The organism is Rhodanobacter sp. 7MK24, assembly GCF_014842995.1.
GTDB lineage: Bacteria > Pseudomonadota > Gammaproteobacteria > Xanthomonadales > Rhodanobacteraceae > Rhodanobacter_A.
On record NZ_JACYXL010000004.1, the window covers coordinates 69,883 to 84,668 of the forward strand.

General features: G+C 64.5%; 13 protein-coding genes. 9 read left to right on the forward strand and 4 right to left on the reverse strand.

The window, feature by feature from the left end:
- Positions 1–13: 13 nt before the first annotated feature.
- The 4 genes from pbpC to IHE49_RS09535 are packed head-to-tail and all read left to right on the forward strand — an operon-like array spanning position 14 to position 4,564.
- On the forward strand, positions 14–2,431 hold the full coding sequence (gene pbpC / locus IHE49_RS09520) for a penicillin-binding protein 1C (protein WP_192157239.1): 2,418 nt from the start codon (positions 14–16) through the stop codon (positions 2,429–2,431).
- A 60-nt stretch (positions 2,432–2,491) separates the two neighbouring features.
- Positions 2,492–3,790: an FAD-binding oxidoreductase gene (locus IHE49_RS09525; protein WP_192157241.1), complete on the forward strand. Its 1,299-nt coding sequence runs from the start codon at positions 2,492–2,494 to the stop codon at positions 3,788–3,790.
- Positions 3,787–4,128: a tRNA-binding protein gene (locus tag IHE49_RS09530; protein WP_192157243.1), complete on the forward strand. Its 342-nt coding sequence runs from the start codon at positions 3,787–3,789 to the stop codon at positions 4,126–4,128. The genes IHE49_RS09525 and IHE49_RS09530 overlap by 4 nt, the downstream gene beginning before the upstream one ends.
- A 1-nt stretch (position 4,129) precedes the next feature.
- Complete coding sequence (locus IHE49_RS09535; RefSeq protein ID WP_192157245.1) at positions 4,130–4,564, forward strand: GNAT family N-acetyltransferase; 435 nt, start codon at positions 4,130–4,132, stop codon at positions 4,562–4,564.
- A 29-nt stretch (positions 4,565–4,593) separates the two neighbouring features.
- On the opposite strand, the gene IHE49_RS09540 is transcribed toward IHE49_RS09535, so the two are convergent.
- Positions 4,594–5,514 carry an MBL fold metallo-hydrolase gene (locus tag IHE49_RS09540; protein WP_192157247.1) on the reverse strand — a complete coding sequence of 307 codons (921 nt, stop codon included), beginning with the start codon at positions 5,512–5,514 and terminating at the stop codon, positions 4,594–4,596.
- A gap of 184 nt (positions 5,515–5,698) precedes the next feature.
- On the opposite strand from IHE49_RS09540, the gene IHE49_RS09545 reads away from it, so the two are divergent.
- The 3 genes from IHE49_RS09545 to IHE49_RS09555 all read left to right on the forward strand — a co-directional run bounded on the left by IHE49_RS09545 (position 5,699) and on the right by IHE49_RS09555 (position 8,280).
- Positions 5,699–6,598, forward strand: coding sequence for a sulfotransferase (locus tag IHE49_RS09545; RefSeq protein ID WP_192157249.1), 900 nt, complete (start codon positions 5,699–5,701; stop codon positions 6,596–6,598).
- A 169-nt stretch (positions 6,599–6,767) separates the two neighbouring features.
- On the forward strand, positions 6,768–7,031 hold the full coding sequence (locus IHE49_RS09550) for a DksA/TraR family C4-type zinc finger protein (protein ID WP_192157251.1): 264 nt from the start codon (positions 6,768–6,770) through the stop codon (positions 7,029–7,031).
- 145 nt (positions 7,032–7,176) lie between these two features.
- On the forward strand, positions 7,177–8,280 hold the full coding sequence (locus IHE49_RS09555) for a hypothetical protein (RefSeq protein ID WP_192157253.1): 1,104 nt from the start codon (positions 7,177–7,179) through the stop codon (positions 8,278–8,280).
- 123 nt (positions 8,281–8,403) lie between these two features.
- On the opposite strand, the gene IHE49_RS09560 is transcribed toward IHE49_RS09555, so the two are convergent.
- The 3 genes from IHE49_RS09560 to IHE49_RS09570 form a co-directional block, all read right to left on the reverse strand.
- Positions 8,404–9,609: an acetyl-CoA C-acyltransferase gene (locus IHE49_RS09560; protein WP_192157255.1), complete on the reverse strand. Its 1,206-nt coding sequence runs from the start codon at positions 9,607–9,609 to the stop codon at positions 8,404–8,406.
- A gap of 155 nt (positions 9,610–9,764) precedes the next feature.
- A complete protein-coding gene (locus IHE49_RS09565; protein ID WP_192157257.1) occupies positions 9,765–12,152 on the reverse strand; it encodes a 3-hydroxyacyl-CoA dehydrogenase/enoyl-CoA hydratase family protein in 2,388 nt (795 codons plus the stop codon).
- Positions 12,153–12,228: 76 nt separating this feature from the next.
- Entirely contained in the window at positions 12,229–12,897 is a 669-nt protein-coding gene (locus tag IHE49_RS09570) for a TetR/AcrR family transcriptional regulator (RefSeq protein ID WP_192157259.1), read from the reverse strand.
- A gap of 173 nt (positions 12,898–13,070) precedes the next feature.
- On the opposite strand from IHE49_RS09570, the gene ndk reads away from it, so the two are divergent.
- Together ndk and rlmN are read left to right on the forward strand one after the other, a co-directional pair.
- On the forward strand, positions 13,071–13,496 hold the full coding sequence (gene ndk, locus IHE49_RS09575; protein WP_192157261.1) for a nucleoside-diphosphate kinase: 426 nt from the start codon (positions 13,071–13,073) through the stop codon (positions 13,494–13,496).
- Between the two features lie 129 nt (positions 13,497–13,625).
- Complete coding sequence (rlmN, locus tag IHE49_RS09580) at positions 13,626–14,777, forward strand: 23S rRNA (adenine(2503)-C(2))-methyltransferase RlmN (RefSeq protein ID WP_192157263.1); 1,152 nt, start codon at positions 13,626–13,628, stop codon at positions 14,775–14,777.
- Positions 14,778–14,786 lie beyond the last annotated feature (9 nt).

Sequence of the window (14,786 nt, forward strand, 5' to 3'; positions counted from 1 at the left end):
GCGGAGAGCTGCCATGGATGGCCGTGGTACCGGGGAGCGAGGCGACGGGTGGGGCGAGGAGCGGGTGTTCGCCATACGCTTGCTAAAGCGCCTGCTCATCCGCTGGCAGAACGGGTTGGTCGGCTTTGCGCTGCTGGCGGCTGTGCTCGTGGCTTGCCGCCTATGGCCGCACCAGCCATTGCGCGAGCGCCTGCCCAGTTCCACTGCGTTCTACGATGACAGCGGCCACCTGCTGCGATTGACGCTTGCCAGCGACGAGCAATACCGCCAATGGGTGCCGTTGAAACAGGTCTCGCCGCAACTCGTGGAAGGCGTACTGTTGCACGAGGATCGCTGGTACTGGTGGCATCCGGGCTTCAATGCATGGGGCCTGCTGCGTGGCGGGTGGGTCACCTATGTGCGGCATCGCCATCCGCAAGGCGGCTCTACCATCACCATGCAGCTTGCGCGCCTGCTTTGGGGTCTGGATACGCGTACACCGTCGGGAAAATTGCGCCAGATCGCGCATGCGTTGCAGCTCGAGTTGTTCCATTCCAAGCGCGAGATCCTCGAGGCTTATCTCAACGACGCGCCCTACGGTAGCAACGTGCAAGGCGTGGGCGCGGCCAGCCTCGTGTATTTCGGCAAGCCACCCAGCGACCTCACCCTGCCGGAAGCGCTGACGCTGGCGGTGATTCCGCAGGAGCCTTCGCGTCCGCTGCAGAAGGGCGGCGTGCTCATCAATCCCGCCTTGGCGCGGGCACGCAACGATCTCTATGCGCGTTGGCTGCAAGAGCATCCGCGCGATGCCTCGTTCAAGCCGCTGTTCGACCTGCCGCTCACATTGCACCCCCTGGCCAGGTTGCCATTCGAGGCGCCGCATGCGGTGGACCAGTTGATCGCCGCGCAACGCGTGAGCGGCGAGCGCCTGCCGCCGCGCGTAGTCACAACCATCGATCTCGATTTGCAGCACAGCCTAGAACGGCAACTGTCCAACTATGTGCAGCGCAATGCCCCGCGCGGCATCCGCAATGCGGCTGCGCTGCTGATCGATACCCGCGATATGGGCATCAAGGCGATGGTGGGCTCGTCCAATTATTTCGACCCCGGCATCGAAGGGCAGAACAACGGCACGAACGCGAAGCGCTCGCCAGGCTCCGCACTCAAGCCCTTCATCTACGCATTGGGTTTCGATCAGGGTGTGCTGCATCCACAGACGGTGCTGCGCGACGTACCCAGTTCGTTCGGTCCCTATACGCCGGAAAATTTCGACGGGCATTTCCTCGGACCGATCACCGCCACCCAGGCGTTGATCCGCAGCCGCAACATCCCCGCCGTGTGGGTGGCCTCGCAGCTGCACCAGCCCAGCCTCTACGATTTCCTGCGGGAAGCCGGCATCAGCCGCCTCGCCAGCGAACAGCACTACGGTCTTGCCCTTGTGCTGGGCGGCGGCGAGGTGACCATGCAGGAACTGGGCGACCTCTACGCGATGCTTGCCAACCGCGGCGTGCTGCAGCCGTTGCGCCTGCGCGAGAGCGACCCGCAGGTGGGCGGCACGCGCTTGCTGAGCGATGCATCCAGCTTCATGGTGATGGACATGCTGCGGCAGAACCCGCGTCCCGATGCGGCCTTCGGTGCAGAGAACACGCGCCTGCCGGTGTACTGGAAAACCGGTACCTCGTGGGCCTTCCACGATGCGTGGACGGCGGGCAGCTTCGGTCCCTACGTGCTGGTGGTGTGGGTGGGCAATTTCGATGGCTCGGCGAACCCCGCCTTCGTCGGCGTGGACGCCGCTGCGCCGCTGTTCTTCCAGGTGGTCGATGCGCTGCGGGCGGAACGCCCGCATATGCAGGAACCGTCGCGGCACATGCCGGCCAATCTCAAGCGCGTGGAAATCTGCCTCGCCAGCGGTGACCTGCCCAGCCAATGGTGTCCGCAGCGCGGCTGGACGTGGTTCATTCCCGGCAAGTCGCCGATCCGCGTGGACACCATCCACCGTCCGCTGGTGATCGACGATGCGACCGGCTTGCCCGCTTGCCCGCCGTACGCAGACAAGCACACCCACGTGGAAGTGTTCGAGTTCTGGCCGTCCGATCTTGCGCAGGTGTTCGCGCAGGCCGGCATCCCGCGGCGAAAGCCGCCGCAGAATCCGGCTTGCGTCGATGCAGGACGCCCGATCGGCTCGCCGCCGCAGATCACCTCGCCGCTGCGCGCCAGCACCTATGCGATGCGTCTCGGGCAGCGGGACAGGACGGCGATTGCGTTCACGGCTAACGCTGATGCCGACGTGCACGCACTGTACTGGTTCGTGGACGATGCCTACGTAGGGCAGGGCAGGCCCGGCAGCAGCCTGTTCTGGCAAGCGCACAACGCAGGCGATTACCGCGTGCGCGTGGTGGACGACCACGGGCGCAGCGATGAGCGGCCGCTGCAGGCGAGCCTGGTTCAATGAGGCTGGCGCAATGAATAGGCTATGCTCGCTCGCCTTGCCGTCGCACAGGGGCGCTCGCGCATGAAGCAACCATCGGTTTCGTCGTACTACGCAGCCACGGCATCGCCATACGAAGCGTATGCGCCGCTGCAAGGGCGACAGGAAGCACGTGTAGCCGTTGTCGGCGGCGGCTACGCCGGACTCAACACAGCGCTGGGCCTGGCCGAACGCGGCGTGCGCGATGTGGTGTTGCTGGAGCGCGAACGCGTCGGCTTCGGAGCATCGGGACGCAACGGCGGCTTCGTGTTCGCCGGGTATTCGCTGGGCGAACAGGCGTTGCTTGATCAGCTTGGCGAAACGCGTGCACGTGCGCTGTTCGGCCTCACGACGGCGGCCGTCGAACGGATTCGCGCACGCATTGCGCGGTACGCCATTGCCTGCGATGCGGTCGACGAAGGCGTGATCTGGGCCAACTGGTTCCGCGATCCCGAGGTGCTGCGCCGTCGGCAACAGTTGCTGTCCGAGCACTATGGCGTAGGTTGGGACTGGCTGCCGCAGGAGCAACTGCGCGAACGCGTCCGCAGTCCCCGCTACAGCGACGGCCTGTACGAGCACAATGCATTGCACCTGCACCCGCTCAACTACGCCATCGGTCTTGCCTCGGCCGCTGCTGGGCAGGGTGTGCGCGTGCACGAGCAGAGCGAAGTGCGGCGACTCAAGCGCGAAGGTTCGCGTTGGCTGCTTGGCACGGCGCAGGGCGAGCTGCTTGCCGAGCAGGTGGTGCTCGCCTGCGGCGGCTACCTCGCCGACTTGTACAAGCCCATCGACCGCGCCGTGCTGCCCATCGCCACTTATGTGATGGCTACCGAGCCGCTGGGTGAACGGCTCGACGAATGCCTCGCCACGCGCGCGGCGGTGTACGACAGCCGTTTTGCCTTCGACTACTACCGGCCGCTGCCCGACAAGCGCTTGCTGTGGGGCGGCCGCATCTCCATCCGCAACCGGTCGCCGCAAGCGGTGCAGCGCCTTCTCCGGCACGATCTGGCGCAGGTGTTCCCGCAACTCAAAGGCGCGAAGATCGAATACGCGTGGTCGGGTCTGATGAGCTATGCGCGCCACCAGATGCCGCAACTCGGCCGTGGCGAAGGCGACGATGCGGGGTTATGGTGGGCGCAAGCCTTCGGCGGCCACGGCCTGGCGCCCACCTGCGCGCTCGGTGAATTGCTGGCCGCCGCCATCGCCGAGGGCGACGATGGCTGGCGTCAGTTTGCCGACTACGGTTTGGCCAATACCCACAAGCCCTTCGGCTTGCTTGCTGCACAACTCAACTATTGGTGGCAGCAAGCACGCGACGGATTGAAGACGAGATTGGAAGGATGAGCGAGACCACGGAAATAACCTGGGCGGACTTCGAGAAAGTGCTGATCGTGGCCGGCACGGTCACCAAGGTCGAGGCGTTCCCGGAGGCACGCAAACCTGCATGGAAAGTGTGGGCCGATTTCGGGCCCTACGGCGAAAGGAAGACCAGTGCGCAGATCGTGGCGTTGTACAAGTCCGAGAACCTGATCGGTCGGCAGATCGTTGGCATCATCAACTTCCCTGAGAAACAGATCGGCCCGTTCCGTTCGCAGTTCCTGCTGACCGGATTCCCAACCTCGGATGGCGTGGTGCTCACCGCCATCGAACGCCCGGTACCGAACGGCACGCGGCTGGCCTGAGATGGCCGCGCTGCGCACCGCGCGCGTCGATGACGCTATGGAAATCGCGCGGTTGGCCGGCGAATTGGGTTATCCGCTGGGCGTGGCCGCTATGGAAGATCGATTGCGCGCGATCCTGCCGTTGCCGCAACACCACGTGACCGTGGCGCAAGACGGGAATGGTGGGCTGCTCGGCTGGATCGCGATCGAGCGCCGTCTCACGCTGGAATCGGGCGAACGTATCGAGATCGTCGGGTTGGTGGTGGATGCGGCGGCGCGCGGCACGGGCATCGGGCGCGCACTGGTTGCCGATGGCGAGCGATGGGCACACGCGCAGGGCTTCGAGTCGATCGGCGTGCGTTCCAACGTGGCGCGCGAGCGTTCGCACCCGTTTTACGAAAATCTCGGGTATGCGCGGGTCAAGACGCAGCACGTATATCGCAAGGTACTGAAGTAAGGCTCGCGGCTTTCAGGCGTGGTGTGTCGTCAAGCGCGATCCAGCCAAACTTCCAGACCCTGCGCGTTCAATTCGATATCCATGGCCAGCAATGAAGCGAGCGCATCGCGCCCTTCGGTCCAGCCATGCGCGATGGCGCGCGCCGCATACAGTGCAGTGAGCGCCTCGACCAAACTCGCGTGCCGGTTTGGTTTGCCATGTGCGGCACGCGCAATTGCCACCATGGCATCGATCTGTGCATGCAGGTCGCCGGCCAGACGGCCAACTTCTTCGACGCGGCCGTAATGGGTGAGGTATACCGCCGATGGGTTCAAAGCAACCAGGCGGCGCAAGGAAGCGTGCAGTGCTTCGGGATCGAATTGCACCGGCGAGGTGGTGGGAAGCACGAAGGGACCGTTCGCCGTGTCGAACTCACGGTAGGAAAGGCCGAACACGTCGCCGGTAAAGCAGGCGTTGGTGCGTGCGTCATGCACTGCAAGGTGGTGCTTGGCGTGGCCTGGTGTGTCGAGGCAGTGCAGGCTCCGGCCGGCGAGATCGACGCTGTGACCGTCCGGTGCTTCGACCACCCGTTCGACGGGCACGGGGCGCAGCCGGCCGTAGGTCGATTCCATCACCTGTTCGCCGTATACCGCACTGGCTCCGGCCCATAGTTGGGATGGATCGACCATGTGCCGCGCACCGCGCGGATGCACCACCAGTTTTGCGTTCGGCAGGCATGCCATCAGTTCGCCAGCGCCGCCCGCATGATCCAGATGTACGTGGGTAAGGATCAGCCAGTCCACATCCTCTGGTCGGAGACCGGCGTCCTCCAGAGCAGCCAGCATGCGCGGCACTGCATGATTGGTGCCGCAATCGACGAATGCGCCACGCCCGTTTTCCACGATGAGATAAGCCGCGTCGAAGCGCGGTCGCACAAAGCCGGTATCGATGGTGTGGATGCCTTGCGTCATGGCAGGCTCCGTCGCTGTGAAGGCTGCAGCCTAGCAAACACACCAGCCAATCCCTTCGGCTCTTGGCCGATACGTTATATGTTGCGTTTTGTAAAGTGACATGACGCAGTCAACCGCGTACGATCTTGCTCGTTGGCGTACAGTCAGGTTTGTGTACGGCCGTTAAAAAGAGGTATGCATCAACATGCAGCGCATCTTCATCGTCGGCTGCCCTCGTTCCGGCACTACACTCGTGCAGGCGATGTTGGCGCGGCATCCGACGATTCTGACCATGCCGGAAACAGCGTTTTTCGAGCACCTGTATGGTGATCTGGCGTGGCGTTGGGGCGATCTTGATGCCAAGCCGCAGCGACGCCGCTTGCGACAGCACCTCGGCTTCGCACGCAAGCAGGCGCGCGGGGCGTTGCAACCCTTGCGCGACATCGATCCAGACATGTTCGCTCTCCCGGAGTGGCCGTTGCGCACCGGCAGTTGCGTGCGCGGTTTTATAAGATCGCTCGATGCACGGGCGCAGGCCGAGGGACGTACGGCCTGGGTTGAAAAAACGCCGAGCCACTTGCTTTACATTCCGGAGATCGAGCGACACGTGCCGGACGCGCGTTTCGTGCACGTGATCCGCCCTGGCGAGGACGTACTGGCTTCGATCACGGATGCGAGCCTGCGTTACGCAGGTTTCAACACCATGGGCATTGGCCTCGTGCCCTGGTCGCGTCGCTGGAACCGTGCCGCGCAGATCCATGCCAGGCACGCGCAGCAGCCGCACCACCATTTCGTTTTCCTGGACGACCTTACCCGCGACATGCACCACGAGTGGCAGCGCCTGTGCGCCTTCCTGCACATCGACGCCAGAGCCAAGCTTGGCGCCAGCTGCAACCAGCCCATTGCCGACCTGCGCAACGAACCGTGGAAGCACGACGCGGTGAGTGGTCTGCCTGGCAAGGCCAAGCGCAAGGCCGAGGGCCTGTTCGGGCCGCAGATGCGCGAATGGCTGCAACAGCAATTGGTGCCCTACGAGGAGCTCCGGCACAGCTGTGCCGGAAGCGAGCAGCAAGCGGAGTGCGGCGTCAGCTATCTGTTCAGTTGACGTAATCACGCGGTTCGCGGCTATTCCGCAAGTTCCAGCGTGAGTGATTCACACGACAAAGAGGCGAGCGGGTGCATCATCCGTCGTTTGGCGGCGACCCCGAAACGGCTGGAAATCCGAGCGCGGCACCCGCATATCGTGTAATCAGCCATAACTCGCGGAGGTTCCCATGGCGACCGGATGGGCCGGCGATGGCGCCGTACAGGATCAGATCGACGCCACAGTCGCCGATGCGGTGCAGCGTGCCCGCAATCAATTGAAGCGCGGTCCCAGTCTCAGCCATTGCGAGGAATGCGGCGCGTCGATTCCAGAGGCACGACGTACTGCGATAGCCGGCGTGCGACTGTGTGTGAGCTGCCAGCAGGCCCACGACGCCGAGCATGCTGCCAATCTCTACAACCGCCGCGCCAGCAAGGACAGTCAGTTGCGCTGAACACCTGCGTGGTCTGCATTCATGCAAGGCCAAGTGCGATTGGGCGACACTTCGCCTCTTTGTTCCAGACGAGGCGAGCCACTTGCCCGATTCCATTGCTAAACATGGCACGAGATTTCTGTTGATCGCGGCCGGAAGCCTGTTGATGCTTCCGCTTTTCGCGAAATCTCCGCCGACGGCGGCAGGTCCGCTCAACGTACATGTGCGCAACGACAGCATGACGCTGCGCGTGGCCAAGGCGCCGCAAGCCTATCTCGCCGGTACCATCAACGACGCGGCCGTGGCGCAGGTGCGGCAACTGCTGGACGCGGGGAAGCTGATGCCTGGCTCGGACGTGTATCTGGATTCGTCTGCAGGCGACATTGCGGCTGGCATGGAGCTAGGCAAGCTGTTTCGCACTTCGCGCTTCAACACGCATTTGGGAACCTGGCATACCGGCAATTCGCCGGCGCTTCCGGCCACCTGCCTTGACGCCTGCGCCTATGCCTACCTGGGCGGCGTGTACCGTTGGTCGCCCAGCGGCTCCGACCGCATTGGTCTGCACGACAACCTGCAGGCGAACCGTGCCACCGATCCTTCTTCGCAAGCGGCGGACACGGACAGCTATGTAGAGTCGATGGGCGTGCGTCCGGCCGATTTCGCACAGGTGGCCGGTCTGGTGGTGAATGGCGTTGCATGGTGGAACACGGAAAAGCTGGTTGCCACACAGGTGGCCAACAACGGTCGCTTGCCGTTGGAGGCGTCCTATCAAAAAGCACCGGGCGCGCCGCCCTCGTTGCTGCTGTCACAGATGGTGCACGGCAGGCAGAATCAGGTGACGCTGCAATGCTCGCCCGGGCAGGTCACGTTGACTGCCCGCTACGTCGTGGGTTCCGAGCGCACGGAGCTGCTGGCTGCGCGCGCCATGTATGCCTACTTCCAGGTGGGCGACCAGGCGTGGCAACAGCATCAGGGTGACCGCCCCCATGCGGATGGCGACGCATTGGTGTTCTCGCGCCAGATGCCGTTCACCCAGCTCACGCCGGTGTTACAGGCGATGTCACTGGGCATATGGTTCGAGATCACCGGTAGTCCGATTCGCGTGGGTTTCTGGGTTGCCCCGGCACAAGTCCAAAAACTCACACAACCCTTCTTGTCGGATTGCCAGGCCATGCAGCCCGGATATATACCCCCGAAGCCCTCCGATAGTCAGTCGCTGCAGACCAAACCTTCGTTCTGGAAACGGATGGTGGACAAGCTGCGGAACTGATCTTCCCGACACGAAAACGGCGCCCGATGATGGGCGCCGTTTTCGCTTTCGAAGAGTGCAGCCAAGCGTGGCCTTCTTTGACTTTTGCAGCCTGACGAAGGTCGCCAAGCTCAATGGCACCCGTCAAACCGCTTCGAAGATGCCTGCCGCGCCCATGCCGGTGCCGATGCACATGGTCACCATGCCGTACTTCTGCCTGCGGCGGCGCAGGCCGTGCAGAAGGGTGGCGATGCGTACCGCGCCGGTGGCGCCGAGCGGGTGGCCCAGAGCGATGGCGCCGCCCAGCGGATTGACCTTGGCGGGGTCGAGCTTGAGGTCGCCCATCACGGCCAGGGCCTGCGCGGCGAAGGCTTCGTTGAGTTCGATCCAGTCGAGCTGGTCCTGCGTGATGCCGGTCTGCTTGAGCGCCTTCGGGATCGCTTCCTTCGGGCCGATGCCCATGATCTCGGGCTTGACGCCGGCCACGGAGAAGCCCACGAAGCGGGCCAGCGGCTGCAGGTTGTATTCCTTGATCGCCTTCTCGCTGGCCAGCAGCACGGCGCCAGCGCCGTCGGACATCTGCGAGGAGTTGCCGGCGGTGACGGTGCCGCCGAACTGGCCGTTGCGGAACACGGTCTTGAGCTTGCCCAGCACCTCGGCCGTGGTCCCGGCACGCGGGCCTTCGTCGGCGGCGATGGTACGGCTGTCGGTGGCGATGCCGCGGGTGGCGAGGTCGGGGTAGCGGTCGTCGAGTTGGAAGGGACTGATCTCGTCATTGAACTCGCCGGCTGCCTGCGCGGCCAGCGCGCGGCGGTGGCTTTCCACGGCGAAGGCGTCCTGCGCCTCGCGACTGACCTTCCACTGCTTGGCCACGTTCTCGGCGGTGATGCCCATGCCGTAGGCGATGCCGATGTGCTCGTTGCTGAAGATCGCGGGGTTCATCGCGATCTTGTGGCCCATCATCGGCACCATGCTCATGCTCTCGGTGCCGCCGGCGAGCATCAGGTCGTCTTCGCCGAGGCGGATGCGGTCGGCGGCCATCGCCACGGCCTGCAGGCCTGATGAGCAGAAGCGGTTGATGGTGACGCCGGGCACGGTGTCGGGCAGGCCGGCCAGCAGCACGCCGATGCGTGCCACGTTCATGCCTTGCTCGGCTTCCGGCATGGCGCAGCCGATGATGGCGTCGCCGATGCGGTGCGGATCGATACCCGGCGCCTGGGCCATCACGGCCTTGATGACGTGGGCCAGCATGTCGTCGGGGCGGGTGTTGCGGAACACGCCGCGCGGCGCCTTGCCGACCGGGGTACGGGTGGCGGCGACGATGTAGGCGTCCTGGATTTGCTTGCTCATGGTGCTTGCTCCGTGGCGTCGCGCGGGTGTGCGGCGACGCGTCTTGGGTTGTCTTGTTCGTCATTCCGGCGTAGGCCGGAATCCAGTCGCAGCAACGATCGGTCTTCGCTACTGGATCCCGGCCTGCGCCGGGATGACGCACTGGTGGGATGCGATCAGTTCCTGAGCGGCTTGCCGGTGGTCATGGTGTGCGCGATGCGGGCCTGGGTCTTCTCGGTCTTGGCCAGCTCCACGAAGTGCTTGCGCTCCAGTTCCAGCAGCCACTCCTCGTCCACCAGCGAACCGCGCTCCACGTTGCCGCCGCACAGGCAGTCGGCGATGCGGGTGGCGATGGCGATGTCGTGCTCGGAGGCGAAGTAGCCGGCCTGTAGGTTGGCCAGCGAGGCCTTGAAGGTGGCGGTGCCCACGTCGCCGGCGACCGGCACGGAACGCTGATACAGCGGCGGTCGGTAACCGGATTCGGCCAGGGACAACGCGATCCTCTTCGCCACGTAGAGCAGTTCGTAGGCGTTGAACACGATGACGTCGCTGTCGCGCAGCAGGCCCATGTTCTTCGCCTCGATGGCACTGGGCGAGACCTTGGCCATCGCCACGGTTTCGAACACCTTCTTCAGCGACTCGAACGGATCGGCCGGATTGGCCTTGGCCGCGCGTACGGCCAGCTCATGCAGGCCGCCGCCGGCAGGCAGCAGGCCCACGCCGGCCTCGACCAGGCCGATGTAGCTTTCCAGCGCGGCCACAGTGCGCGCGGAGTGCATCTGGAACTCGCAGCCGCCGCCCAGTGCGAGCCCGCGCACGGCGGAGACCACCGGCACCAGCGCATGCTTGATGCGCATGCTGGTGCGCTGAAAGTTGGCGACCATCTGCTCGAAGTCGTCGAACTTGCCCGCCTGCAGCAGGCCCAGTGCACCCTTCAGGTCCGCGCCGGCTGAGAACGGCTCGCCGTTCTGCCAGATCACCACGGCCCTGAGCTTTTCCTCGGCGACGCCGATGGCGTGCTGGATGCCGTCGAGCACCTGGTCGTTGACCGTGTGCATCTTGGTCTTGAACGAGATGATGCCGACGCCGTCGTCGCCCAGCGTCCACAGGCGCACGCCGTCGTTCTCCCACACCGTGCTGCCCTGGTCGAACTTCTCGCCGAGGATGGGATCGGGGAACAGCTGGCGCTGGTAGACCGGGTGCGCGGAACGCGGCTTGTACTTGCCGTCGGCGGCCGACCAGGAGCCGTCCTTGCCGTGCACGCCGTCGCGGTCGTCCAGCACCCATGCGGGAAGCGGCGCGCTGCTCATGGCCTTGCCGGCGGCAATGTCTTCCTGCACCCACTGCGCCACCTGCTGCCAGCCGGCGGCCTGCCAGGTCTCGAACGGGCCAAGCTTCCAGCCGTAGCCCCAGCGAATGGCGAAGTCCACGTCGCGCGCGGTGTCGGCAATGTTAGCGAGATGGTAGGCGGTGTAGTGGAACAGGTCGCGGAAGGTGGCCCACAGGAACTGCGCCTGCTTGTCCTGCGAGGCGCGCAGCTTGGCGAATTTCTCGGCGGGGTTCTTGATCGCCAGGATGGCGGCGACTTCGTCCGAAGCCTTCTGCTCGGAGGCGCGGTAATCCTGTTTGGCGACGTCGAGCACCACGATGTCTTTGCCGGCCTTCCTGTAGAAGCCGGCGCCGTTCTTCTGGCCCAGCGCACCCTTTTCGATCAGCGCGGAGAGCCATGCGGGCGCCTTGAAGTAGGCATGCCACGGGTCGTCGGGCAGGGTGTCGGCCATGGTCTTGATGACATGCGCCATGGTGTCCAGGCCCACCACGTCGGCGGTTCGGTAGGTGGCGCTCTTCGGGCGGCCCACGGCGGGGCCGGTGAGCGCGTCCACCACGTCGAAGCCCAGGCCGAACTGTTCGGTATGGTGCATGGTGGCCAGCATCGAGAACACGCCGATGCGGTTGCCGATGAAGTTGGGCGTGTCGCGGGCGATCACCACGCCCTTGCCCACGGTAGTGACCAGGAAGGCCTCGAGGCCTTCGACCACCTTCGGGTCAGTGAGGCGGGTCGGGATCACTTCGACCAGGTGCATGTAGCGCGGCGGGTTGAAGAAATGCACGCCGCAGAAACGGTGGCGCATTTCTTCCGGGAGTGCCTCGGCGAGGCCATTGATGGACAGGCCCGAGGTGTTCGACGCCAGCACCGCGGTGGGCGAGACGTGTGGGGCGATCTTTTTGTAGAGATCCAGCTTCCAGTCCATCCGTTCGGCGATGGCTTCCACGATCAGGTCGCAGCCTTCCAGGAGGGCGAGATGCTGGTCGTAGTTGGCAGGGATGATGGCGGTGGCGAGGTTGGCGTCGGCCAGTGGGGCGGGGGAGAGCTTCTTCAGGTGTTCGATGGCCTTCAGCGCGATGCCGCTCTTGGGGCCTTCCTTCGTGGCAAGGTCGAAGAGCACGGTTTCGACGCCGGCGTTGGTCAGATGCGCGGCGATCTGCGCACCCATGACGCCGGCGCCGAGCACGGCCGCCTTGTGGATGCGCAGCGTCGGGGTGGTGGTGGATGAAGCGGTCATGGAAGTCTCCGGATGAAGGACAGCATGCGAAACGAAGTTGATCGAAGCGGCGGCGCAGCCGTGGCGGCGCGATAAGTCAGGTGGCGTTGAGTCCGGCGGCAGCGAAGCGGATCAGGTGCTGCACGGTCTGCTCGCGATGGGCGCGTTCGCTGACGTCGCTCTTGCGCTGGATGATGCCGAAGCCGGACATGGCATGAGTCAACGCGCCGGTCGCCAGGTCGATGCGCCAGTACAGTTCCTCCTTGCTCAGTCGCGGCAGCAGGCGGGCGAACTCGGCGGTGAACTGGCGCATCACATGCCCATAGTTCTCGGACAGGAATTTGCGCAGGCCGTCGTCGTGCTCCGCGAAGGCTCGCGCCAGCACGCGCATGAACAGCGAGCCTTCGTCCTCGTGCGACAGCTCCAGGGCGGGGCGGATGAAGGCATCGAGCACATCTTCCAACCGTGTGTCGGGTTTGCCTGCGACCTTGGCCAGTGCGGCGAGGCGCTGGGCGTTCAGCGCGTCCAGCCGGCGCCGGAACACCTGCTCGACCAGTTTTTCCTTGGAGCCGAAATGGTAGTTGACCGCCGCGAGGTTGACCCCGGCGGCACTGGTCAACTGGCGCAGCGAGGCCCCATCGAAGCCACGTTGAGCGAACAGGGTCTCGGCGGCGCCGAGTATGCGTTCCTTGGTGGAGCCGGTGCGGTTCACGGGTCGGGTCAATCCACGTGGCCAAGGGAAGGATTCAAACGATCGTTTGAGCATACGCGTGCGGATTGGTCGGCGTCAAACCATGAGGGGCGCCGGCCCTACTTCGGCTTGCGAATGGAATAGAATCTGTCAAACTTCGCGTTCTAAACCCGCATTCCAAGTCGGTTTTGGCCATTCCTGGCGCGATGCCGGCTTCACATTTCGATCCCCTTTACCGGAGCACACCCATGGCGCTGGAGCGCACCCTTTCCATCATCAAGCCTGACGCCGTCGCCAAGAACGTGATCGGCGAGATCTACGCCCGTTTCGAAAAGGCCGGTCTCAAGGTTGTCGCCGCCAAGCAGAAGCAGCTGTCGCGCGCCGAAGCCGAAGGTTTCTATGCAGTGCACAAGGAGCGTCCGTTCTTCAAGGCGCTGGTGGATTTCATGATCTCCGGCCCGGTGATGATCCAGGTGCTGCAGGGCGAGAACGCCGTCCTCAAGAACCGCGAGCTGATGGGCGCCACCAATCCGAAGGAAGCCGCGCCCGGCACGATCCGCGCCGACTTCGCCGACTCCATCGACGCGAACGCCGTGCACGGTTCCGACGCTGCCGAGACGGCTGCAGTCGAGATCGCCTACTTCTTCGCTTCTACCGAAGTGCACGCGAGGTAATGCGTTCATCTTTAGAACGCAAAGATCAAGAAGCGGCCGTCCACGGCCGCACGAGTTAAACCAAAGCGTTCATCCGTGAACGCGAAAATCAAAAAGCGGCCATCCATGGCCGCACTCTGAAACAAGGACATGAACCAGGTAGCCGCCATTCCATCCGATCAGCCCGGCGCCGCCGGCAAGGTCAACCTGCTCGACTTCGATCGTCAGGGTCTGCGCGATTTCTTCGCGCAGCTTGGCGAGAAGCCGTATCGCGCCGAGCAGGTGATGAAGTGGATCTACCACCACCTCGAGTCCGATTTCGGCAACATGACCGACGTGGGCAAGGCGCTGCGCGCCAAGCTCGAAGCGAGCTGCCACGTCGGCCCTCCGCAGACCCTGGTGGACAAGGCTGCTGCCGACGGCACGCACAAGTGGTTGCTGGGCATGGACGGCCGCAACGCGGTGGAGGCGGTGTACATCCCCGAACCCACCCGCGGCACGCTGTGCGTCTCCTCGCAGATCGGTTGCGCGCTGAACTGCCAGTTCTGCTCCACCGGCGCGCAGGGTTTCAACCGCAACCTCGCCACCGCCGAGATCATCGGCCAGATGTGGGTGGCGGCGAAGCAGCTGGGCAACGTCACCCACCAGAACCGCCGCATCACCAATGTGGTGATGATGGGCATGGGTGAGCCGCTGGCGAACTTCGACAACGTGGTGCGGGCGATGAGCCTGATGCGCGATGACCTGGGCTTCGGCCTTGCATCCAAGCGTGTCACGCTGTCCACCGCCGGCATGGTGCCGATGATCGACAAGCTGTCGGAAGTCATCGACGTGTCGCTGGCGGTGTCGCTGCACGCGGCCAATGACGAGCTGCGCACCGAGCTGGTGCCGCTCAACAAGCGCTATCCACTGGCCGAGCTCACTGCGGCCTGCCAGCGCTGGATCGCGCGCAAGCCACGCACCTCGATCACCTTCGAATACACCTTGATGAAGGGCGTGAACGATCAGCCGGAGCATGCGAAGCAGCTGATCCGCTTCATGCGCAAGCTGCCGACCTGCAAGGTCAACCTGATCCCGTTCAATCCCTTCCCGGGCACGCGCTTCGAGCGCTCCGATGCCGAAACCATCCGAGCGTTCCAGACCCAGTTGCTCAATGCCGGCATTCTCACCATGCTGCGTCGCACCCGCGGCGACGACATCGACGCCGCCTGCGGCCAGCTGGCCGGGCAAGTGAACGATCGCACCCGCCGCAGTGCGGGGATTCGCCAACGCGTGGAACAAGGGGAGGCGCATGCGCTGTAAATCGCTGGT

Coding starts and splice junctions, on each gene's coding strand:
- pbpC (WP_192157239.1), top strand. CDS start 14: ATGGATGGCCGTGGTACCGGGGAGCGAGGCGACGGGTGGGGCGAGGAG.
- IHE49_RS09525 (WP_192157241.1), top strand. CDS start 2,492: ATGAAGCAACCATCGGTTTCGTCGTACTACGCAGCCACGGCATCGCCA.
- IHE49_RS09530 (WP_192157243.1), top strand. CDS start 3,787: ATGAGCGAGACCACGGAAATAACCTGGGCGGACTTCGAGAAAGTGCTG.
- IHE49_RS09535 (WP_192157245.1), top strand. CDS start 4,130: ATGGCCGCGCTGCGCACCGCGCGCGTCGATGACGCTATGGAAATCGCG.
- IHE49_RS09540 (WP_192157247.1), bottom strand. CDS start 5,514: ATGACGCAAGGCATCCACACCATCGATACCGGCTTTGTGCGACCGCGC.
- IHE49_RS09545 (WP_192157249.1), top strand. CDS start 5,699: ATGCAGCGCATCTTCATCGTCGGCTGCCCTCGTTCCGGCACTACACTC.
- IHE49_RS09550 (WP_192157251.1), top strand. CDS start 6,768: ATGGCGACCGGATGGGCCGGCGATGGCGCCGTACAGGATCAGATCGAC.
- IHE49_RS09555 (WP_192157253.1), top strand. CDS start 7,177: ATGCTTCCGCTTTTCGCGAAATCTCCGCCGACGGCGGCAGGTCCGCTC.
- IHE49_RS09560 (WP_192157255.1), bottom strand. CDS start 9,609: ATGAGCAAGCAAATCCAGGACGCCTACATCGTCGCCGCCACCCGTACC.
- IHE49_RS09565 (WP_192157257.1), bottom strand. CDS start 12,152: ATGACCGCTTCATCCACCACCACCCCGACGCTGCGCATCCACAAGGCG.
- IHE49_RS09570 (WP_192157259.1), bottom strand. CDS start 12,897: ATGCTCAAACGATCGTTTGAATCCTTCCCTTGGCCACGTGGATTGACC.
- ndk (WP_192157261.1), top strand. CDS start 13,071: ATGGCGCTGGAGCGCACCCTTTCCATCATCAAGCCTGACGCCGTCGCC.
- rlmN (WP_192157263.1), top strand. CDS start 13,626: ATGAACCAGGTAGCCGCCATTCCATCCGATCAGCCCGGCGCCGCCGGC.